Here is a 21,566-nt window from a genome sequence, read left to right on the forward strand (position 1 = left end):
TAAGGACTAAGAGTATACAACTATTCCTTAGTCAAATGACTGTTCTTTTACGGGTAAGACGGGAAATCATTCCGTATAGAGGAGCTACTAAGTAACTGATTAAAAAAATAAGCCCGGTTGCAAATGCCATAGAACCTGAGATGGATGTATTCAACCAAATGGCAATCCCATATCCAATCGTACTTGAAGCGGCCCCAAAAAATGCACTTAATCCAAACATCACGAGTAACCGATCAGTCCATAAATTTGCCGCTGCTGCAGGTGTAATGAGCATAGCAACTACCATGATGGCACCTACAGCATCGAAGGCTGCAACGGTTGTAATTGAAACCATAGTCATAAAAACATAATGCAATAAGAGAACAGGAATACCGAGACTCACAGCGAGTGCAGGATCAAAGGTTGTAATTTTCCATTCTTTATAAAACAAACCGATCATTAAAACAACAATAAGTGTTACAACCGTTAGCATGACGACTGCTAATGGTATGTCACCAATTATCGGTAGCTCAATGACATTCCAAGGGATAAAAGAAATTTCACCCATTAGCGCATGATTCACATCTAAATGAACGTTCCCTACACTTGTTGAAATTAATACCACACCAATTGAAAAAAGTGTTGTAAATACAACCCCTATCGAGGCATCACTGTGAATCCCTTTCGACTCAAACCACTGAACGAGCCAAGTAGTCAATAAACCAGCAAATAGTGCACCAATAAGCATCGTCATACCCTGTAATGAAGCACTAATCAAATAGGCTACAACGATTCCAAGAAGAACAGTATGACTTATAGCATCTGCCATCATCGCCATTCGTCTTAAAATAAGCAATACACCAATAAGTCCACAACTAATGCCCACAAGTGCTCCCGTAATTAAAATCCAGCCTACATAGCTCATTCAAGATCACCTCTTTGGACTTGGACGTTCCGTTTCTTTTTAATTAAATTCGTTTGTTTATACGTGTTCAATAAGCCTTGCTTGGAGCCAAATACGAGAGACACCAAAAATAGAGCAGCTGACGTAAGAACGATCAACGGTCCTGTCGGTAAGTTCCTTCCAAATGTGCTCACAAAAGTGCCAAACCCACCAGAAAAACCACCAATACTTGCTGATAAAATAAACATAACGAACAACGAATTCGTCCAATACCGGGCACTAACAGCAGGAATAATCAACAACGCAGCCATTAAAATAACCCCAACTGCTTGAATCCCAATGACAATAACAAATACGAGTAAAAAAGTGTAAAGTGATTGATACACTTTTACCGGGATACCAATCATATTTGCATGATTTGGATCAAATAAAACGACTTTCCATTCTTTAAAAAACAGTGCGATTAATATAATTACGAGTAAAGCAATCAAGCCCATAATGACCGCATCGCTTCTAACCATTGATGCTGCTTGCCCGAAGATAAAACTGTCTAATCCACTTTGTTTTCCACCACCAACTCGATTTGCTATCGTTAAAAGCATAATGCCACCACCGAAAAACACAGACAATATAATCCCCATCGCTGCGTCTTCTTTTATTCGAGTCGTGTGATCAATTACTTGAATTAAATAGGCTCCAATCAACCCGCTTATGGCAGCACCAATGATGAGTACTAAAAGTTCTTTTTCTCCTGAAAGTAAGAAAGCCATCATCACACCAGGCAATGCTGCGTGAGATATTGCATCACTCATTAATCCTTGCTTACGTAAATGTGTCATTGTACCAACCATTCCAGCTGCTAAACCAAGCAAAATCGTTGACATCAAAACCCATTGGAAGTTTGGGCTAGACAGAACGCTGACCAAGATTCTCCCCTCCCAACCACTGGATTGTGCCACCATACGTTTTGGAAAGGTGTGCTGTGGTAAATGTTTCTTTTGTTGGACCGTATGCAATCAGTTGCTTATTTAGCATTAACACGTGATCAAAATAACGAGGGACCGTCTGCAAATCATGATGAACCACCAAAACGGTTTTTCCTTGATCTTTTAATTCTTCTAAAACCGAAATGATTGTTCTTTCCGTTTTTGCATCTACTCCTGCGAATGGTTCATCCATAAAATATAGTTCCGCTTCTTGTACAAGTGCCCTTGCCAAAAACACACGCTGTTGTTGCCCACCAGATAGTTGACTGATTTGCCTTGTCGCGTACTCTGTCATATCTACTTTCTCTAGTGCAGCCATCGCAAGCTTACGGTGCTTTTCACGCGGGAAACGCAACCAACCTATTTGTCCATATAACCCCATCGTTACGACATCGATTACATTTGTGGGGAAATCCCAATCTACTGCGCCTCTTTGAGGAACATAGCCAATTCGTTGTTTTTGAGACTGCAGAGCGTTTCCGTAAAATTCCACATCCCCGCTTATTTTTGGTTGTAGACCGAGGATCGATTTGATCATCGTTGATTTACCAGCGCCATTCGGTCCAACAATTCCCGTTAACGTCCCTTGTTCAACTGAGAAAGAAAGCGAATCAAGTACAACTTTACTTTGATATGCTGTTGATAAATTTCGTACCGTCAAAACATCCATTTCTACTCCTCCTCACGTAGCAATGCATTTACAATTGTCTCTACATTGTGTTCATACATACCAATGTAAGTACCTTCTTTTGTCCCTTTTTCGCCCATTGCATCAGAAAAAAGTTCTCCACCTAGCGTGACATCATGACCTTTTTCTTTTGCTCCTTCAATAACTGCTTGAATGGAGCGAGGGCTTATACTACTTTCTACAAAAACCGAGGGGATATTTCGCTCTACAAGTATTTCTATCGTTGAGTCAATATCTCGAATGCCTATTTCATCTTCTGTGCTTAACCCTTGAAGTCCAATCACTTCCAAATCATGCATTCGTCCAAAGTATCCAAACGCATCATGAGCTGTTACTAACACTCGCTGCTCATCGGATAGTTGATCCATTTTCTGCGCTGTTTGTGCAATCAATTCATCCAACTCATTAAAATAATCTTGTTGTCGCTGCTTTAGTTGATCCTCATCTTCTGGTAAATGTTGAATTAACGTTTCAGTTGCGATATCTAGTGCTTCTTTCCATATATCAACATCAAACCAGATATGAGGGTCTACAAGGTCTACAGCCCCTTCATATTCAAAATTCTTTAGTAATTTTTCTTCATCAATTGAATCACCTAAAGCTACAGACTTTGACGGACCCATTTGCTCAAAAATTTCGTTCATTCTACCTTCAAGATGCAGGCCGTTATACAAAACAAGGTCAGCATTTTGGAGTGATTGAATATCATTTTGAGTCGCTTGATAGGTGTGAGGATCTACTCCAGGACCCATCAATGAAGTAACTTCTACCAACTCTCCACCTATTTGTTCAATTGAATCCCCAATTTGTGAAGTTGTTGTAACGATCCTAATCGGTGTATCCCCATCTCCTTCTTGTGCTTCAGAACATCCAACTAATGCAATACTAAGAACCGATAAACCCAACATTGTCTTTAACTTTTTCATAAAAAGATCCTCCTTTTCCCATACGCTTTATTTTTGCACAAAGGCAACTTTAATTCCAAAAAAATACATAAATCAACATTAAATTTCACTACGAACACAAATGTTTCCTTAATGCAACTTTAATCAATTAAGCCACAGTTGTCAAGATATTCACGAAAAAAAAACAAAGTGAATTGATTGAAAATTCGATCGCTATCTTGATAAAGAATAATCAATGATGTATAGTTAAAATCATCATTGATCTAAATGTGTCATGGTAATATAACGGACCGTTTTTTGGAATGATAAATACACGGGCTTGAGCACGGTGCTGTGCTTCTGAAGTTGTAGGAGGATGTAATATGAATGGCAAAGTTAAATGGTTCAACAACGAAAAGGGATACGGTTTTCTTGAAGTAGATGGCGGTGAAGATGTTTTTGTTCACTTTACGGCAATCCAAGGGGATGGCTACAAGTCACTTGAGGAAGGTCAAGAAATATCTTTTGATATTGTTGAAGGTAACCGTGGCCCTCAAGCTTCAAACGTCGTCAAGTTATAATGAGTTCATTAAAGCTTCGGCTGACGCATTGATCGTCAGCTTTTTTCTATTCGAAAAATTTTCAATCGACTAAGTTAAATGTTTGCCGTAGCGCCTAATTCTCTCCCCAACTGTACACTCACGAATACAAAAGCGGTGTGCACGTGTTTTACCTCCATCTATACGAAGTTGTTTTTTAACGGGACAACCTTCGCAGTACGTATTAATCAACTCTTGAACTTCATCGATTACTTTTCTTCTTTTCACTATATTCAGCATCCTCTCATCGGTTACATTATCTCAGTCTTACTTTGTATAAAGATGCCTTCTATCGCTTGAGACGCTAATTTATCTGCTTCTTTATTTTTTTCTCGTCTAACAGCTGTTGCTTCAATCTTTAAATTGTTTTTCTTACATAGTACTTCGATCTTATCAAGCCAATTATTTAACACCTGATCATAGCATGGCCATTCATCATTTAGTTGGTTGATAACAACTAAAGAATCCCCAACCACAGCAATTTTTTGATGACTAATCAAGAGCTCTTCACATAATTGGATGCTTCGATAAAGAGCAGCATATTCTGCTTCATTATTGGATTTCAAATGATTCAAATGATTATTTTCACGCACCCGAAACCGCTTGTTCGATTCACTATAATGTAGCACAACCCCTATTCCAGATTGTCCGTTTTCTTTATGGAAGCTCCCATCAAACTCAATAGACACATTCGTTTTTTGCTCGACTTTTTGTGTCATTAATTTTTTAAATTCTTTTAAATTCCAAGTTTGACCAAAGTCGTCTTCAATCTTAAGTTCTTTCATACGCCCCGTTTTTTCAAAATCTGAAATGATCGCCAAAGATATTTTATCTTGAATCCAATCAGACTCAAATGGCACCGAGGGAAGCGTAGGATGTTTGTATAAAAAATGTAGTTTAACTTCCATACAATCTCCTCCTGTTACATGACTAACCCCTACTTTACTCCAATATTGTTTGAACGTGTAAGTATGACTATAATTGAAAAGTAAAGGAGGGATTCTATGATAGAGCTTTTTATTGATGGAGCTAGCGCAGGAAATCCAGGTAAAAGCGGCGCAGGTATTTTTATAAAGAATGCCCAACACACAAAAAAACATGCGATCCCTCTCCGGGCCATGAACAATCATGAAGCTGAATATGAAGCACTCATTCATGGTCTTAAGTTGTGTCTACCTTTTAAAGACCAAATCATTTCATGCAAAACCGATTCTATTGCTGTTTTTGGAGCAGTAGAAAAACGATTTATTAAAAATAAACAATATGCTCGTTATTTGGATGAAATGATTCCATTGCTTGATCAATTCGATTTGTTTTTTATTAAGTGGATCCCAAGCAAAGAAAATAAAGTAGCGGATGCTCTAGCTAGACAAGCGATACATAAGGGCTTGTAACCCACAACAAGTAAAGTGACCCCAAAAGTTAGACACTTTATTATGGATTGACGCCCTTTTACCTTCGGTTATAATGCGTCAGCACCTCCATCTTTACATATAGCTTGCCACTTCTGAATGGTGGTTGGAGGCTTAATATTAAAAATAATGGCAATGTCCTCTCGTGGACGTCCTCTTGTTCTTATATATGTTTAAGTACATCTAGTTTATCGCTTGCGGAGATTGCATACCCTCACCAACTCAATGTCTTTTTACTATCATTAGTTTCTATTCTTTTGAAAATTTATCTATAAAAAAGCTGCACCTCCAATGACGTCTAACAATTGGGGGGCAGTTTTTATTTTGAATACAGGAGATGATAACGGGCGTTCCATCTATGACAGAACTGTTTGGTTCTCATATTGTATAAGAGAGGTTACAAAATTAAAAATTGGGCTGAAAATGAACAGCATTGATTTTCCTAGGTTCCAGAAAATCGGGCTCCAACTATTGTCATATCCACGATTTTCGTCCGTGTTTTCATACTGACTTCTTATAACACAGCTAAGTTTGTATGCAAGTGTTTCAAAGATAAAAAACTTATAGAACAGCTTTTTCTCGACAGGGAGGTGAAGGATTGAAAACTTCAAAAATTAAGTGTTCCGTAGTGCCTATACTGCTTACGTTTGTTGTAGTATTCTTCTTAAGCACCTTTTTGCTCACTTTCTTTTTCTTTAGTGGAAGAACCCTCGTTGTACCTGATGAGTTTCCGGACATTCAAGCAGCTGTCAATGAGGCCAATCCAGGAGATACTATATTAGTCAAGCCAAAAGAAGATGGTACATCCTATGAGGAGAGCGTTGGCATTACTGAAGATGATATCAAGCTAATTGGTATCGGTAAAACAAAACCAGTCATAGATGGAACCGATGTGCAAGCTGAGGGTATAACTCTTAATGGTAAGTCGGGCGTAGTAGTGAAGAATTTTAGAATTCAAAACTTTACCGTTGCTGGCATTTCCTTAAGTAGTGGTTCAGGCAACAACTTGATTAAGGGTAATACCGTTAATAATAATGGAGTGAATGGTATTTCCTTAAGTAGTGGTTCAGGTAACAACTTGATTAAAGGTAATAATGTTAATAATAATGGAGTGGATGGTATTTCCTTAAACAATTCAGGTAGTAACATGATTAAAAGAAATATCGCTAATAATACTGAAAGTGGCAGTGGTATTTTCTTAAGCATTTCAAATGACAACATGATTAAAGGAAATACCACTAATGATAATGGTAGTAGTGGTATTATTTTATCCCTCAATTCAAATAGCAACATGATTACAGGGAATCTCGTTAATAAGAATGAGGTGAATGGTATTGTCTTAAGCACTTCAGATGATAACCTAATTACACGGAATAAAGTTAATGAGAATGATAATATTGGTATTTTCTTAAACTCAACTTCTAATCAAAATAATGTTTTCTTTAATCGTGCGTTCGGTAACACTCCTGGTCCTGATATTGAAAATCAAGGTGCCAATAATAATTTTAAAGGGAATAAATGTGGTAACGGTTCCCCAATCAGTATATGTAACTAATCCGTTCTGGGTCTACTTATCCCTACGTCTTTGTGAAGTGAACCCAAAAATTTAGACACTTAGGCAACGGATACAGCATGAGTCCGGTATCTGAAGTGAGTATTGTCAAGTAGACAGGAAGTAAAAATCTCTACTAAGCAACCTAATTCCTATGGTCATAGGAGTTAGGTTGTTTAATTTTTTCTGAAAACGCTGATGGTTATAGAAATGAATACTTTCAACCGAGGACCCTCAAAGGGAACCTTCACTTGCTAAATGTCTTTTAACTCCACTAGTTTTTCTTCTTTTGAAAATTTATCCATAAAAAAACCGCACCTCCAATTATTAGTGTTGTCTAACAATTGGTGTGCAGTTCAAAGTTGAGGAATTCTTTTATATCGCAATACCTTTTTTTCTGAAATGATCAAGCATAGTTGAACGTGATGACAACTTTGAAGAAACAAGTTCTTCTAATACCGACATATAAAAGCTGCTATCAAAACGTTGTTGAAGCATTAGCGTAAGTTCGATCGAGACTTGAACAATTGTATCAGATGCATCCGTATATTTACGACCGAAATAAATAAAGCCAATTGCTTCATCACTTAACTTAAAGCCTTTCGTTTCTAGATCAGCTAAAAAATTATCTAATGAATTCATTTTCGACCACCTGAGTGAACGGTATTACTCGTTAAAAATCGGTGCACTGTTTTTAATTCATGCCAGTCGATGATTTCTTGCGCTGTAGATGGAACACCTGCCCACTCTCCATAGAGAACATCAGGCAAAGGTACTTCGCAATGAATGGCTGCAAGGTTTCTTGATACATGGAGCATATCTAAATCTTCTTCAATTTTCTTTCGTTGGGAAGGGGTGATTGCATGAAGATTCTCTAGAATTCCATCAATTGTTTCATGCTCTTTGATCAATTTAAACGCTGTTTTTTCCCCAATCCCTTTTACCCCTGGATACCCATCACTCGGGTCGCCCATGAGGCCTTTAACATCTATAAATTGATTTGGCGTAATACCGTATTCTTCAACAAAACGAATTTCATTAAATCGCTCGTATGTGCCATATCCTTTTTTAACGAGCCAAATCTCCACGTTTTTTGTTAGTAACTGTAGCAAATCTTTGTCTCCACTCACAATACTCACTTTTGTTGAATTATCGGCAAGTTTGGCGATTGTTCCAATACAATCATCAGCTTCATACCCCGTAACTCCGATATTGGTAAACGAAAAATGAGATGCGATCTCTTTAACCAAATCAAATTGCGGAATTAGCTCACTAGGTGGTGCTTGTCGGTTTGCCTTATACTCTTGGTAAACTTCATTTCGGAATGTTTTGGACCCCATATCCCAACACACCGCCACATGAGTTGGTTGCACCTGTTGGATGGCCGTTAGCGAGTGACGAATAAACCCTTGTATCGCATTCGTTGGTGTGCCATGACGATTGATCATAAATTGATTGGTCATCGCTGTAGCAAAAAATGAACGAAATAATAGTGCCATCCCATCTATTAGTAAAATATGTTTTTGCTGCATTTTAAATTTCCCTCACTTCACTTACTTCTTCACAAAATCGGTTGAATCTCCAAGTTCGATTTCATTGTCATCATAGGAAACCCAATCACTGTAGCTTCCTGGATAAAGTTTTACATTTTGGAATCCGGCTTGCTTTAGGGCAATTATATTTGGTGTAGCAGTTATCCCACTCCCGCAATACACAACAATTGATCGATCTTTTTCCCAATCTGCAAACCGATTCTCTTGTTCTGCATCTTTTAAAAAGAATCCCTTATGTAAGACATTCATCCAGTCTTTATTGATTGCACCTGGAATATGACCTGCTACACGATCAATTGGCTCATTTTGACCAATATAACGGTCGTATGAACGTGAATCAATTAAGATTGATGTTGTTTCGCCATTGACGATTTTTTTTACTTCATCAACATCCGTCTTCATCTCATGTTGAATATTCGGTGTGAAAATTACTTCTTCTGGTTGTTGTTGTTCAGTTTCAATAGGCAACTGATGAGCTTGCCATTCTTTAAAGCCACCATTTAGGATATACACTTGTTCATGGCCAAAATAACGTAATAACCACCAACAGCGGGATGCAAAGGCACCTTCTCCTCCGTCATACGCAACTACGATGGAAGAATTTGATACACCTGATTTTTGCAATAATTGCTTAAAGTCATTTTCTACAGGTAATGGATGACGTCCACCGTGCTTCCCTGGAGCACCAGAAAGGTCTTTATTTAAGTCAAAATAAACAGCGCTTGGAATATGCCCAGCAAGAAATTGAGTTTTACCTTCTGATGGATTTTGCAATGAGAAACGACAGTCAATCACTACCACATTTTGTTGATCAAATTTTTCAGCTAACCATGCAGCCGTTACCGTATAGTTCATTTAATCCGCCCCCTATGATTCTTTTTTCATAAGCTTGATAATGTGTAGTTTTGGTTCCCAGCAGTCGAATTGATAATGAGTTTTTGTTTGGAAGCCTAATCGTTTGCAACGATAGATCATTCCCTCTTGTGTTTTTATCGACTGAAAATGAATGCAAGTCGCACACGCGTGGAAATCCTTCACCTTTACGTAATGCTCCCCTCTGTAATTCGTTGGTAAGCGTGTGTCCAATGTTCGATTACTTCGTCAGATTGCAATCCTTCTAGTGCACTATCAATTTGATCCAGTAAATCGCACCTCCATCTATTATACATGTCTCGACCAGTAGTTGAAAACTGTTCATCAACCCATTCTACTAATCGCGATTGCTCCTTCTTGATTTCACTTGCTGTTATTTTACGTAATCGAGCTTCTAACTTATCTCTCATGACTTTCTTTTCGTTTTTTTCAAAGAAGGACTTTGTGTTTTTAAACGATGACAGCTCTGTTTTAAATTCTGAAGGATTGAGAACCTGAAACCATGTTGTAAAAGTTACTAACTCTTTTTCTTCCCATTCAACTTGTGGTCGGATTCCTTCAGGAAATATTGATCGAACCTTTGTCCATTCTATCTCTAAGCTGTTTGCTATTTGATGTTCAATAAATTGAGCCATACGATGATTGATCACACGTAGTTCTTGCGCAAAATCAAAACCGAGCATTTTTAGTAATGATATTATCGCCTCTTGCAGCGCTTTTTGACTTGATTGTTGAATAAATAATGTTGGGTTAAAAGATTCCTTAAAAAAATCAGAGAATCGGTAAAATACCCGTTGTTCCATGTAAAATAAAAGCTCATTAAGCTCTTGTTCAGAGCGTTTTTCAACAGAATGAAATTGGGGATTTTCAAATCGACTAAGTACCAAGGATTTGCTTTGGTTTAAAATGGTCAATTTTTCTTTTTTCTGTTCATCGCTCTGCTTAGAAGATTCAATTAAACCCTCTATGCGCTGGACCACCATGTTAAAGTCCCTGTTAGCAACACTCAACGCCATCCCATGAAGATCATGACGTAAAAAGTCATGAAAGTCTTCTTTAAATAAATCAATTCCAGATTTTTTTGAAACAGTTTGATCACCGCTGATCGCTTGAAGGCTAGAGACCCCGAAAATTCGCGGAAAACGAATGCCAAAAGCGATTAGCTGATCTTTAATATAAGCCAATACAAGTTCTTTTTCTTTTTCACTTTCAGCAAGGTCGACAGCATTTACGACAAAAAACATCTTGTCTAACTCGAAGCTTTCTTTCACACGTCCTAGCTGTATTAAAAATTCACGATCTGCATGAGCAAAAGCATGGTTGTAATAGGTGACAAATAAGATTGCGTCCGCATTCCGAATATAATCAAACGAAACATCTGTATGACGAGCATTGATTGAATCAGCACCTGGTGTATCAACAATCGTAACCCCTTCATCCCCAAGAGGAGAATCTACATAATAATCGATGCTTTCAACGAAGCATGACTGATGTTCATTTGCGACGTACCCTTCAAATTCCACCCTACTTACATGTAACCTCTCACCTAAGTTGTCTTTATAAGTTTTCCACCCTTTTATAAATGCTTGAATAAAACTTTTCTTCGTGTCGTTCCCAAGGATACCTTTTTCAACAATCATTGTTGCCATAATGTAAGCCTCTTGTAAATCTTTCGGATAATGATTAAAATCAGCCATCACCTCTTGCAAATCATTCAATAAACCCTCCTGTTTTTTTAAAAAAATGTGGACCGTTCCATCTGGATTTTCATTATTCGGTGGTTTAATTTTGTTAATTGAAGCAGTTGTTGGATTTGGTGAAACGGGCAAAACCTTTTTTCCAAGCAGTGCATTTGCAAAGGAAGATTTACCAGCACTAAACGCACCAAATAAAGCGATTGTAAAATCCTTTGATTGTAGTTTCTTTATTCTCCTTAAGAGTAACTCACGTTGACGTTCGAACCCTTTTAACCCCTTGATATGTTCACTTGCAAGGTTTAAATTGTGTATGACCTTTTTTTCATCCCATTTGACTGAGGGATCTTTTTGAACAACACCACTTGCAGTGACGCTGATTTCTTCACTTGTTACCCCATTATATGAAGACAATTCGTCTATATAAGTGACTTCCTCTTCTGCTCTATTCCAATCACTTCGCCAGTTTAAAAGAGTTTTTTGAATATCATCGCTTGTTGGCTGATGTGGAAATGAAATTTTCAATTCTAGATTAGTTAAGTATCGTAACGCATTTGCTTTTTGATGGATGGTCATCCATTCTTTTTCTGATTGAACGGTATAGTCTTCTATCATTTGTTCAAAATCATTTAACAGTTGTTTCTTCATTTGAACAAGTTTACTTTTAGCCTCAGAACGAATACTTTTTGCAACATCCTCACAGTAATTTAACACGGACTGCCCATTTACTTCTGCGCCTCGCTTAACAAGCTTCTCAACTCGTTCACCTGTAATGATAATTGCGATCTTATCAATCTTGTTGGACCATCCGACATCCACAATCCCCGCTCTCTTTAAGCTTGTGTGACAACAATTTTTCATATGCCATTCAAGTTGTCGCTGCACAACTGATTGAAAGGTTTCTACAAATTCCTCTGTCCTTTTAATACGTTCTTCTGCTGTTTTTTTTGATGAAAACAGCAAACCTATCTTAAATGAAGGTTGCATTGCTTCTAAAAATAATTGTGCTTTTTCTCGAACTTCAGCAGGCATTAAGTATGCAGATTTTAATAATTGATCTTGTTCTTTGTTAAACGACTCGATCCAGTCACCCAAAGAATAAGATTGATGTTTTTTCTTAAACGTTTCTTCCTTTTGAAAAACCAATTCTTTTTCATCTATTTCTTTTTTTGAAAGAAAATCGCTATATATATCCAGCATGTCTTTGTATTCATCTAGCAAGAAGTCATGGTGCTCTTGCTTTAGCATTGAAAGTGAATCAGTTGTCGTTTGTAATATAACTTCTTTACGATTGTCCATTAAAGACGTGACATATGAGTGAATTCCATCAATCTCATTGTGGGCATGACTCTGATCTTTTAATGTTGTGTAGTGAAAAGCTTTTGGTGTGGCTTCCCAAGCAGCAAAAGCTTCTTCTGTTGATTGTTTAAAAATTGAAAACGGCAATTCCTCATCGCGGTGCTTATCAATTTGATTGATGATGGCATGCACTGGGCGATTGAAATGAATTAAATTTCGTATGTATTCAAAATTCATTTGGGATTGGACATGGTTATAGTCCATTACGTAAAAACATAGATCTGCTAGGTGAATAGCCGACTCTGTTGATTGTTTATGTGCGTCGTCTACTGAATCAATCCCTGGTGTATCCAGCACAGTTACCCCTGTAGGAATATTTGACTTCGTACGATATAAATCAATTCGCTTTATTTTTACGCCGTCTTTCCCTAATTCTCCAATCACTGTTTCATCTAATGACGGCAATAATTCGATGATTTGATTATCATTTGTTGTCACACGAATATTTTTGTTTTCTCCAGTGTGAATGGCAATTAAATTTGCACTTGTTGGGATTGGACTTGAGGGAAGAATCTCTTCGCCCATCAAGCGATTGATCATTGCAGATTTCCCTGCAGAAAAGTGCCCACAAAAAGCCACGATCAATTCTTCTTGGACAAGTTTATGTGCTAATTTTTCAATTTTAATCGCTCTCGTCTCATCCTGATTTTCAACACACTGAGAGTGAAATTCGGCTAATTGGTATAATAAATTTTCTTTGTTTTCTTCAAACAATTGACGTTCCATGACACATGCATCCCCTTTTCCTTACCTTCTCTTAATTGTAGCGGATTTTTCAAGAGAATCCTATCTTGACAAGAAAAATCACTCACAAAAGGAGTCGAATTATTCTTTTGGAATAATAAGTGGTGGGCTGACCAAAATTTTTAGGCATGTCTCCAGAACAATAGAAGTGAAAGAAAATAACCATCTAGAAGTGCTTGCAACACGGATCTAGGTGACAATGTAGGTAAAGTGTGTTTCACACCAATTAAACACTATAATCTCCTAAACGATAACGAACAAGCCTCTCATATACTGAGAAGCTTGTTTTAATTTTATTAAACATTTAACTACTAATCAAAAACCCTGAATAGTCATTCCACCATCTACAAAAAGTGTTTGCCCAGTTACGTAACTACCAGCATCCGAGACAAAGAAAATGGCTGGACCAACCAATTCATCTAACTGACCCACTCTTTTTAAAGGGGTGACAGCTAAAATGTCGTTCAAATACTCTTCGTTTGCTAACAACTGTTCCGTTAATGGGGTTTCAAAATACCAAGGTCCAATGGAATTTACGCGAATATTATGATCGCCCCACTCTAAAGCCAAGACTTTTGTCATTTGAATTAAAGCAGCTTTTGACGCAGCATACGCAACACCCGTCCGAAGTGCAACGTGTCCCGCTACAGAAGAAACGGATAAAATACTCCCCCCGCTTTCCTGCTCCTTCATGATTCTTCCGACTTCTTGAGACATCATAAATGCAGATTTCAAATTAGTATCCATAATTGCAGACCATTCTTCATCTGTTACTTCCGTAGCGGATGAGCGAATGTTGATTCCTGCATTATTGATCAAAATATCGATCTTTCCAATTGTTTCTTTAACATGTTTTATACAATTGTAGATTTGACTACGGTCGGTTACATCTACTGACATCACATGTGCTTTTCCACCCTGGCTTTTTATTAAGTTTGCTACTTCTTCAAGATCTTTTAGCGTACGAGAAAGTAACACTACTTCTGCACCAGCTTGAGCAAGACCAATCGATAAGGCCCTGCCAATTCCCCGACCTGCTCCTGTAATAATGGCTGTTTTTCCATCTAACCTAAACGAAGGTGTGTACACGCCTATCCCTCTCTCTATAAATATTGATGTATTAACGATTTGTGCCGTTAGAAAGATGATGATAAAATCCTCAATGAGAGGAACGTTCGTATATGTCTTGACCCCCGTATATACCACGAGGGGCTCTTTCTATGTTAAGTCCCCGAAAATGCTGCTAACTGGAATGCTCTTACCGAATCTTATACGTGTTCTAATGAATAAATTTCTGAATACTTGTCCGTCAAATAGTCGATCAAGTACTGTGCATTTAACCCTTCACCCGTTGTGTCTTGAATAATTTCGAGTGGCTTTTTCATTTTACCAAACTGATGAACACGCTCTGTCAACCATTGTTTAATCGGTTCAACATCTCCGGTAGAAAGAAGCTCATCATAATTTGGCAAGTCCTTTAGCATCGAATGTTTCAATTGTGCCGCATACATATAGCCAAGAGCATACGATGGAAAATAGCCGAAAGCTCCACTTGACCAGTGAACATCCTGCAACACACCTTCGCCGTCATTCTCAGGACGAACACCTAAATACTCTTCATACTTGTCATTCCAAATTCGAGGGAGATCTTCCACTTCGAACTCATTATTAAACAATCCTTTTTCGATTTCATAGCGAACCATCACATGAAGAGGATAGGTTAGTTCGTCCGACTCAACTCGAATAAGGGACGGCTTTGACTCATTAATCGCGCGTACAAATTGTTCAACAGGAACATCATCAAATTGACCGGTAGAATGTTCTTTTAACAAGCCATAATGACGCGCCCAAAATGACGGGTGTCTTCCAACAAAATTCTCATAAAATAGTGATTGTGACTCGTGAATTCCCATTGATGTTCCACTACAAAGCGGTGTCCCAACCAATTTTTCACTTACATTTTGTTCATAAAGAGCATGGCCTCCCTCGTGAATCGTCCCAAAGATCGCTCCACGGAAATCTTCTTCATCGTAACGGGTGGTCACGCGGACATCTCCAGGATTCAACCCTGTCGCAAATGGATGAACAGCTTCATCAAGTCGACCGGCTTCGAAATCATATCCGATTTCCTCAAGAATTTTTAAACTGAATTTCTTCTGAGCATCGTTTGGAAAATGCTTATAAATAAAGGATGTGTCTGGCTTATGAGGTGATTCTTGAATTTGTTTTACAAGTGGTACAATTGCTTCTCTTACTTGTCCAAAAACACGATCCAACACTTCAACAGTTACACCAGGCTCATAGGAATCTAGCAGAGTATTATATGGATCTCCTTTATAGCCCCAGTAATTCACAAAACGTTTATTTGTTTCTACCAATTTTTCTAAAAACGGTTGGAATAAAGAGAAATCCGATTTTTCACGTGCCTCTTCCCATACACTTTCCGCTCTAGATTGCAGGATGACATATTCACGATATTCGTCAGCAGGGATCTTTTTATTTCGTTCATATTCTTTTTGACATTCTTCTAGTGTTTTTACCGTTACTTCATCAAGCTCTGCTTTATGAGGAGATAAACCAGCAACAAATGATGCCATTTCATCAGAGGTTGACAGGTCAAATAATTCAGATGAAAGTGTTCCAATGACTTGCGAACGTTGATCAACTGCTTTTTTCGGTGCGCCTGTTCGTAAATCCCAGTAAATTAACCCTAGCGCTTCATTGTAAGCTGTCATTTTATTTACATATGTAAGAAATTCTTTTTCTAGTTGTGCTACTGTAATTGTCATTTAGCTTCCCCCTTATTGTTCATATAACCTATTTTATCACATTTTTCAGAAATTAAGAAATAAAAAAGAAAAGAGCTCATTTGCGCTCTCTCTTTTTTGTTTCTTATCTTTGCAAAATTTTCGGTTGAACGGGTAAAATTGATGTTACTTCGTCTATCCATTTTAAATCTTCCTGAGTTAAAAAAATATGCACCGATCCTTTATCGCTTGAAGTTCGAATTAAACGGCCGATCCCTTGTTGAAGCCTTAGCAACATATAAGGCAGATCAACTTGTTGAACAGGGTCAGCAACATGGTTTCTTTTTGCTTCAAAAACCGGATCTAGCGGCGGGATAGGTAACGAATCAATAATGACTTGACTCAGGCTTACTCCCGGGACATCAAGCCCTTCCCATAAATGATGTGCGGATAATATACTCGATGAGTCCATTTGGAATTTTTCAACGAGTGTACTAATCTCTTCATCACCCTCAAAATAAATTGTGCCTCTGTTAGATAATTCATGAGAGCAACCAACTTGGAATAGATCTTGATCACCTTTCGAATTAAATAGAACAAGACTGCCACCAGTATGATTAGCTTTTAATAACTCTACTTGTTTTTCACCTTTGTCGAATTCATCCATCACATGAATGGTCACATCCATCGTATCCTCATACTCGAATGGTGAGGATACCGTGAATGCATCGTATTGATCAATTCCGAGACTATGTGCTAAATAAGAGAAATCTTCTTTGACAGATAATGTTGCTGAAGAAAAGATATATGGAATTTTTTTAGAGAAAACTTCTTCACGTAAAATATCTTCTACGAGTCTTGGCATGATCACAAGCGTGTCATCTTCACTGGACTCTTCTAACCACACAATCGCGCCATCGTCGTCTACAAATAGCTTCAAAGAAAACAACACTCGTTCAAGGTATTCTTCAACTATTTTTAGATCATAATCATCAATGACATATAGTTCAGATTCAAACACAAGTTCTTCTAGCAATTGATCAATGCTTTCTTTTAACATTTTTGATTTTGTCATTAAATCAGGATGGCGTTTAATAGCAAGTCTTTCTGTCATGCTATTATGATCAGCTTGTCTGCTGATTTCAGCAAACCATTGATCATGTTGTTCAAGAATACGATCAATTAAATAAAGCGTTTTTTCGCGAATATCGTTACTTGATAGTTTATCTAAAATAACAGCCAAGTTTGATAAAGACGTACGATACGTTAATGCTTTTTGAGCAGCAAACTCGAGTAAATGACCTTCATCAAATATAACTGCACTAGCTTCTGGAAGTAATGGTAGCTGCCCCTCTCTTTTTCTCGCTTCCTTTGTCCAAATATGTTCCATGTAGAAATCGTGTGAACAAACGATTAAGTCACCAGCTGCACGGTAATGTTCGCGATTTAATGTTTGTCCACATCGGTGGCGTACATCGCACGATAGACAATCTTGTAATGAATCATAGTTGACACTTTTCCACTGATCATCATCTAAATAAGGGTACTCTTTACGGTCACCATACGGATAAAATGAAGTCATTGATCCGTTGCCATGCACAAATTCAGGTAGTTGCTCATACACAAAATCAATATCTTCATCATCTGTTTTAGAGGCAGTTTTATCAAGTTTTGTTAAACATAGATACTGCTCTCTTGACTTAGCTAATCGTACATCAACGCTTAAGTCTAATAGCTCTTCTATTTTATGAATATCGCCTGTTTTTTTAACAAGTTGCTCGATTAACGTCTCATCAGAACATGCGATAATTGCTGGCTTTCCTGTATAGCGAGCATAGCAAATTGTATATAAAAGATAAGCAAGCGTTTTTCCCGTCCCTACACCAGCTTCTGCAAACATGATTGACTTCTTTTTAAATGCTTGTTCAAGCTGAAAAGCCATAAAAATTTGTTCATCGCGAAGCTCCAAACCTTTTTCAGGAAAAATGTCATAAAAAACATCTCCAATCCAATCTCCTAACGCTTCGTAAAATGACTGGTCTCCTGTTAATGGGAAAGGCAATGATTTCGTTGTCAAAACTGACCGACCTCTTTTCATCAAGTTTCATATGGTAAATGGTTTATATAACAGAGAAGAAAGGCATGCAGATTGCGCTTGCATGCCTTTCACTCTTAAAGGTAAAAAAATCTGGATGGTTATTGTGGTTTTCTAGGAGGTCTTGTTCCCCAGTATTGGTAATAATCCGTTCGGATAAACCCATTAAATAATTTACGTTTCTTCGTTGCTGGCTTTCCGTATAGCTCTTCAAAAGCAGGGTGTGAGGTAATAATATACTTAGACCATGTTGGGTATTTTTCAAACGCTTCACCCATCTCTTTATACATTTGCTCAACCGCTTCTTCTTCACCAATACGCTCGCCATATGGTGGATTACCGACAATGACGCCATAGTCATTGTATGCAGTAAAGTCTCGCACTTGCATTTGCTTAAACTGAATAAGTTCCCCTAGACCTGCTTCAATTGCATTTTCCTTCGCGATTTCAACCATTTTATGATCGATATCTGTCCCATAAATCTCTAACGGTTGATCGTAATCAGCTAAATCTTCCGCCTCTTGACGAACTTTATCCCATATTGATTTTTTCATATTAGGCCATTCTTCTGAAATGAAATCCCGATTAAAACCAGGCGCAATGTTTTGTCCAATCAATGCTGCTTCAATGGCAATCGTGCCGGAACCACAAAACGGATCATGAAATGGTTTGTCCGCGCGCCAGTTGGTTAATTGAACAAGTGCAGCTGCCATTGTTTCTTTTAAAGGTGCTTCCCCTTGGTCCACTCGGTATCCACGCTTATGAAGACCAGCACCACTCGTATCGATTGTCAGCGTTGCAACATCATTGCGGATTGCAATTTCAATTTTATAGGTCGGACCAGATTCATCTAAGAAACTCATTCGTCTATAAACATGTTTTAATTTTTCTACAATTGCTTTCTTTACGATCGCTTGACAGTCAGGTACACTGTAAAGCTGGGATTTAATTGATTTTCCTGATACCGGAAATGCAGCGTCTACTGGGAGTAATCTTTCCCATGGAAGAGCCTTCGTTTGTTCAAACAACTGGTCAAATGAGTAAACTTTAAATTCACCCATAACAATTTTCACACGATCCGCTGTACGAAGCCAAAGATTTGATTTCGCAATCGCCTCTTCGTCTCCTTCATACATGACCTTTCCGTTTTCAACTTTTGTTTTAAAGCCGAGTTGTTGCACTTCTTTAGCTACAACAGATTCAAGTCCCATCGCTGCTGTTGCGATCAATTTATACGTCGCCATCTTGTCACCCTTGCTTTGTTTATTGTATTAGATAATTTTTATCATCATCCAGCTTCGTGCTGCTGCTGCAAACCCTTCGATTCATCAGTGGGTAAGTACGCCCCCGTCTAAGAATCACTTTATTTGCCTTGGCTGAACGAATCGGTTTTATTATTAAAAAAAGGCGGACCCGCATAGATCTATACGAATGGTCCTGCCTTTTAAGTCTTTTCTTAAACGAACAAGTTCTTTTTTAATGGTTTCACCAATCATGATGATCTATAAGCCATGTTTTGTTCCGTTGTACTTCAAACGCGCGGTTAACGCTCGTACCCAGGTGGCAATCATCTATCTACCAGCATATGCTGATCCTTCCCTTTGTTCATTTCCTCAGGGAAAGTGCCCCTACCATAGTTTGGGTTTCTCACTCGTGGGGTTTACCTCGTTCCACTTCCATCATTTCTAATGGAACTTCGTCACTGTGGCACTTTCAAGAGATGCATACCATATCCTAAGGACGTAGGTATCTTCTCTGCCGTCAAACCAGAATCATCTGGAATGCCCCCGCTTATTTTTTCGCGAGGCACGAACACTACGGGCATCTCAGCACCGTGTGAGCATGGACTTTCCTCTATAGCGTAAAGCTACAGCAATCGCCCGAACACCATGATCGCTTCACCAATAATTCATTATACATGAACAAGTTCTTTCGCGCAAGAAAAATCGACCTAGTTGTAAACTAGGTCAACAAGTTCGATATGTATTTCTTATCGATCTTCGTAAAGCTTACGTCCAAAAACTTCTTTTTCTAAATTCGATAGACGCTTTAAAATATCAAAGTTTGTCGTGCCGGCATTCGTATGCGCTGGGGTTGGTTGGGCCGATCTTCGCGGGGTTTCAGTCGTTTGCTGCTGCAAACGTTGATTTTCTTTTTCAAGTGCATCAATACGGCTATAAAAAGCTTCGTAATCTTTGATAATTAGATCTAAAAATGCATCTACTTCCTCAGGTTTATAACCTCTCATTGCTGTTTTAAATTCACGTTCAAGAATTTCTTTTGCCGTTAGTTTCACAAAGTTTTCTTTCATTTTTATCACCTCTACTATCATTTCCACTCTCTACATTTTTTCAAAAAGCCCGCGACTTGTCAATCAACAATAGACCAATCATCATTCCGTTGTTCTTCTTCTACAATCCATTGCAAGTCTTGAAACGTCACTTGAGTGATTTCATAACGGTTTGATTCGTGGTATTTTTTGGCAACTTCCCATAAAAACTTCGGTGAACCTTCCTTCTCTTCATCGTATACAATAAGTAATCCATCCGATTTAGCGATGTGAAAGTGGTTTTTGTTACGTAGTTGTTGTGGGTTTTGATACGGCTTTTGAGAAATGGCTTCAACAAAGTCAGCTTGAATACATAACCGTTGGTAGAGATCTTGGTTGACTTCATTCCATTTTTCTTCGTGATTCTGATAAGCAGCTAATATCCCAAGCTTCAACATTGGATAGGTTTCTTTTAATTCAATGACAACTTCAGCTGCCCAAGTTTCAACACCGAGTTGCCCTGATGTGATCACCCATTGAAGTCCCCTATCTATTTTGCTCACTATCGCTTGTCTTAGTGCTTTTTTAATCACTCTGACTGCAGGATCAGTGTTTTTAAATACACCGATTTCATGTGCTTTATATCCTGCCACCGTCAATACTTTCAACACGGTCACCACCTTTAACTAGCGACAAGATGTAAAAAACGACTGGACTTGTATACCAGTCGTTTAGACGATTATTTTTTATCATTTGTAACACTTGTGGGAAAGCTACCACGGTCACTTACAATAAAACTTTTGATGTGCGGTTGTATGCTCGCTTTTGTGTGACTCTGGGAAATAATGCTTATGTTGGTATATTTGATGCTGCACAGTTATATTCTGGATCGGATGAATGTGCGGCACTTCAATGATCTCTGTTACATGTTTCGTACAACACATAACTGGATGTACGATTGGTTGGCATCTTCTTCGGCAATACACATTGGCTCCCCCTTCCTTGGCTATCAATTGCTGATAACCTTCGTTACATTAGGATATGATGGGTGAGGTGTGCTTGCCCTATGCGAACCACTCAATTATTGTAAGCTTGTTAGTTGATCACCAATTGTCGAAAAAACGTACGCAGTTACTCCAATAACAAAGAAAAATAATATAAAAATGAATCTTCTCATTATCTCAACCCCATTAGTTTCTATATATTTATTCTACATATATTGAGACGT

At 38.1% G+C, this 21,566-nt stretch carries 20 protein-coding genes and 1 other RNA gene; 3 read left to right on the forward strand and 18 right to left on the reverse strand.

Features of this window, described 5'->3' with window-relative positions; genetic code table 11:
* Nucleotides 1–31 precede the first annotated feature (31 nt).
* Genes AB1471_RS08515 through AB1471_RS08530 form a run of 4 tightly spaced genes read right to left on the reverse strand, consistent with a single transcriptional unit; the run spans nt 32 to nt 3,483 of the window.
* Nucleotides 32–904: a metal ABC transporter permease gene (locus tag AB1471_RS08515; RefSeq protein WP_367779325.1), complete on the reverse strand. Its 873-nt coding sequence runs from the start codon at nt 902–904 to the stop codon at nt 32–34.
* Nucleotides 901–1,809, reverse strand: coding sequence for a metal ABC transporter permease (locus AB1471_RS08520; RefSeq protein ID WP_367779326.1), 909 nt, complete (start codon nt 1,807–1,809; stop codon nt 901–903). The genes AB1471_RS08515 and AB1471_RS08520 overlap by 4 nt, the downstream gene beginning before the upstream one ends.
* On the reverse strand, nt 1,790–2,539 hold the full coding sequence (locus tag AB1471_RS08525; RefSeq protein ID WP_367779327.1) for a metal ABC transporter ATP-binding protein: 750 nt from the start codon (nt 2,537–2,539) through the stop codon (nt 1,790–1,792). Before AB1471_RS08525 ends, AB1471_RS08520 begins: the two co-directional genes overlap by 20 nt.
* Nucleotides 2,540–2,541: 2 nt before the next feature.
* Nucleotides 2,542–3,483: a metal ABC transporter solute-binding protein, Zn/Mn family gene (locus AB1471_RS08530; RefSeq protein ID WP_367779328.1), complete on the reverse strand. Its 942-nt coding sequence runs from the start codon at nt 3,481–3,483 to the stop codon at nt 2,542–2,544.
* 341 nt (nt 3,484–3,824) lie between these two features.
* On the opposite strand from AB1471_RS08530, the gene cspD reads away from it, so the two are divergent.
* A complete protein-coding gene (gene cspD / locus AB1471_RS08535) occupies nt 3,825–4,022 on the forward strand; it encodes a cold-shock protein CspD (RefSeq protein WP_367779329.1) in 198 nt (65 codons plus the stop codon).
* Nucleotides 4,023–4,091: 69 nt separating this feature from the next.
* Here cspD and AB1471_RS08540 read toward each other — a convergent pair whose 3' ends face one another.
* Both AB1471_RS08540 and AB1471_RS08545 read right to left on the reverse strand, forming a co-directional pair.
* Nucleotides 4,092–4,268 carry a zinc-finger domain-containing protein gene (locus tag AB1471_RS08540; RefSeq protein WP_367779330.1) on the reverse strand — a complete coding sequence of 59 codons (177 nt, stop codon included), beginning with the start codon at nt 4,266–4,268 and terminating at the stop codon, nt 4,092–4,094.
* A 23-nt stretch (nt 4,269–4,291) separates the two neighbouring features.
* Entirely contained in the window at nt 4,292–4,948 is a 657-nt protein-coding gene (locus AB1471_RS08545; RefSeq protein WP_367779332.1) for a reverse transcriptase-like protein, read from the reverse strand.
* Between the two features lie 96 nt (nt 4,949–5,044).
* On the opposite strand from AB1471_RS08545, the gene AB1471_RS08550 reads away from it, so the two are divergent.
* Together AB1471_RS08550 and AB1471_RS08555 are read left to right on the forward strand one after the other, a co-directional pair.
* Entirely contained in the window at nt 5,045–5,434 is a 390-nt protein-coding gene (locus AB1471_RS08550) for a reverse transcriptase-like protein (RefSeq protein ID WP_367779333.1), read from the forward strand.
* A 616-nt stretch (nt 5,435–6,050) separates the two neighbouring features.
* Nucleotides 6,051–7,007, forward strand: coding sequence for a right-handed parallel beta-helix repeat-containing protein (locus AB1471_RS08555; RefSeq protein WP_367779334.1), 957 nt, complete (start codon nt 6,051–6,053; stop codon nt 7,005–7,007).
* Nucleotides 7,008–7,379: 372 nt separating this feature from the next.
* Here the strand turns inward: AB1471_RS08555 and AB1471_RS08560 are convergent, their stop codons facing one another.
* From AB1471_RS08560 to AB1471_RS08615, 12 genes are all read right to left on the reverse strand, one after another.
* The gene (locus AB1471_RS08560; RefSeq protein ID WP_367779335.1) at nt 7,380–7,646 is read right to left on the reverse strand and encodes a DUF6123 family protein; all 267 of its coding nucleotides are present in this window, start codon (nt 7,644–7,646) and stop codon (nt 7,380–7,382) included.
* Nucleotides 7,643–8,536 carry a 5'-3' exonuclease gene (locus tag AB1471_RS08565; protein WP_367779336.1) on the reverse strand — a complete coding sequence of 298 codons (894 nt, stop codon included), beginning with the start codon at nt 8,534–8,536 and terminating at the stop codon, nt 7,643–7,645. Before AB1471_RS08565 ends, AB1471_RS08560 begins: the two co-directional genes overlap by 4 nt.
* A 21-nt stretch (nt 8,537–8,557) precedes the next feature.
* Nucleotides 8,558–9,412 (reverse strand): sulfurtransferase, encoded by an 855-nt coding sequence (locus AB1471_RS08570; RefSeq protein ID WP_367779337.1) that lies wholly within the window; start codon nt 9,410–9,412, stop codon nt 8,558–8,560.
* A 185-nt stretch (nt 9,413–9,597) separates the two neighbouring features.
* Nucleotides 9,598–13,209, reverse strand: coding sequence for a dynamin family protein (locus tag AB1471_RS08575; RefSeq protein WP_367779338.1), 3,612 nt, complete (start codon nt 13,207–13,209; stop codon nt 9,598–9,600).
* Nucleotides 13,210–13,542: 333 nt separating this feature from the next.
* The gene (locus AB1471_RS08580) at nt 13,543–14,316 is read right to left on the reverse strand and encodes an SDR family NAD(P)-dependent oxidoreductase (protein WP_367779356.1); all 774 of its coding nucleotides are present in this window, start codon (nt 14,314–14,316) and stop codon (nt 13,543–13,545) included.
* Between the two features lie 179 nt (nt 14,317–14,495).
* Nucleotides 14,496–16,016: a carboxypeptidase M32 gene (locus tag AB1471_RS08585; protein ID WP_367779339.1), complete on the reverse strand. Its 1,521-nt coding sequence runs from the start codon at nt 16,014–16,016 to the stop codon at nt 14,496–14,498.
* A gap of 103 nt (nt 16,017–16,119) precedes the next feature.
* On the reverse strand, nt 16,120–18,051 hold the full coding sequence (locus AB1471_RS08590; protein WP_437342348.1) for an ATP-dependent DNA helicase: 1,932 nt from the start codon (nt 18,049–18,051) through the stop codon (nt 16,120–16,122).
* A 119-nt stretch (nt 18,052–18,170) separates the two neighbouring features.
* Complete coding sequence (locus AB1471_RS08595; protein WP_367779341.1) at nt 18,171–19,313, reverse strand: THUMP domain-containing class I SAM-dependent RNA methyltransferase; 1,143 nt, start codon at nt 19,311–19,313, stop codon at nt 18,171–18,173.
* 256 nt (nt 19,314–19,569) lie between these two features.
* Nucleotides 19,570–19,957, reverse strand: an RNA gene (rnpB, locus tag AB1471_RS08600) — RNase P RNA component class B.
* A gap of 102 nt (nt 19,958–20,059) precedes the next feature.
* Nucleotides 20,060–20,380 (reverse strand): cell division regulator GpsB, encoded by a 321-nt coding sequence (gene gpsB / locus AB1471_RS08605; protein ID WP_367779342.1) that lies wholly within the window; start codon nt 20,378–20,380, stop codon nt 20,060–20,062.
* Between the two features lie 59 nt (nt 20,381–20,439).
* A complete protein-coding gene (locus AB1471_RS08610) occupies nt 20,440–21,009 on the reverse strand; it encodes an SLOG family protein (protein ID WP_367779343.1) in 570 nt (189 codons plus the stop codon).
* A 111-nt stretch (nt 21,010–21,120) separates the two neighbouring features.
* Complete coding sequence (locus tag AB1471_RS08615) at nt 21,121–21,324, reverse strand: CotD family spore coat protein (RefSeq protein ID WP_367779344.1); 204 nt, start codon at nt 21,322–21,324, stop codon at nt 21,121–21,123.
* Nucleotides 21,325–21,566 lie beyond the last annotated feature (242 nt).

This window comes from Jeotgalibacillus marinus, assembly GCF_040801915.1.
Taxonomy (GTDB): domain Bacteria; phylum Bacillota; class Bacilli; order Bacillales; family Jeotgalibacillaceae; genus Jeotgalibacillus; species Jeotgalibacillus marinus.

Excerpts from the sequence above, each read along its gene's own strand:
- AB1471_RS08515 (WP_367779325.1), bottom strand. The coding sequence starts at position 904 with ATGAGCTATGTAGGCTGGATTTTAATTACGGGAGCACTTGTGGGCATT.
- AB1471_RS08525 (WP_367779327.1), bottom strand. The coding sequence starts at position 2,539 with ATGGATGTTTTGACGGTACGAAATTTATCAACAGCATATCAAAGTAAA.
- AB1471_RS08530 (WP_367779328.1), bottom strand. The coding sequence starts at position 3,483 with ATGAAAAAGTTAAAGACAATGTTGGGTTTATCGGTTCTTAGTATTGCA.
- cspD (WP_367779329.1), top strand. The coding sequence starts at position 3,825 with ATGAATGGCAAAGTTAAATGGTTCAACAACGAAAAGGGATACGGTTTT.
- AB1471_RS08545 (WP_367779332.1), bottom strand. The coding sequence starts at position 4,948 with ATGGAAGTTAAACTACATTTTTTATACAAACATCCTACGCTTCCCTCG.
- AB1471_RS08550 (WP_367779333.1), top strand. The coding sequence starts at position 5,045 with ATGATAGAGCTTTTTATTGATGGAGCTAGCGCAGGAAATCCAGGTAAA.
- AB1471_RS08560 (WP_367779335.1), bottom strand. The coding sequence starts at position 7,646 with ATGAATTCATTAGATAATTTTTTAGCTGATCTAGAAACGAAAGGCTTT.
- AB1471_RS08565 (WP_367779336.1), bottom strand. The coding sequence starts at position 8,536 with ATGCAGCAAAAACATATTTTACTAATAGATGGGATGGCACTATTATTT.
- AB1471_RS08570 (WP_367779337.1), bottom strand. The coding sequence starts at position 9,412 with ATGAACTATACGGTAACGGCTGCATGGTTAGCTGAAAAATTTGATCAA.
- AB1471_RS08575 (WP_367779338.1), bottom strand. The coding sequence starts at position 13,209 with ATGGAACGTCAATTGTTTGAAGAAAACAAAGAAAATTTATTATACCAA.
- AB1471_RS08585 (WP_367779339.1), bottom strand. The coding sequence starts at position 16,016 with ATGACAATTACAGTAGCACAACTAGAAAAAGAATTTCTTACATATGTA.
- AB1471_RS08595 (WP_367779341.1), bottom strand. The coding sequence starts at position 19,313 with ATGGCGACGTATAAATTGATCGCAACAGCAGCGATGGGACTTGAATCT.
- gpsB (WP_367779342.1), bottom strand. The coding sequence starts at position 20,380 with ATGAAAGAAAACTTTGTGAAACTAACGGCAAAAGAAATTCTTGAACGT.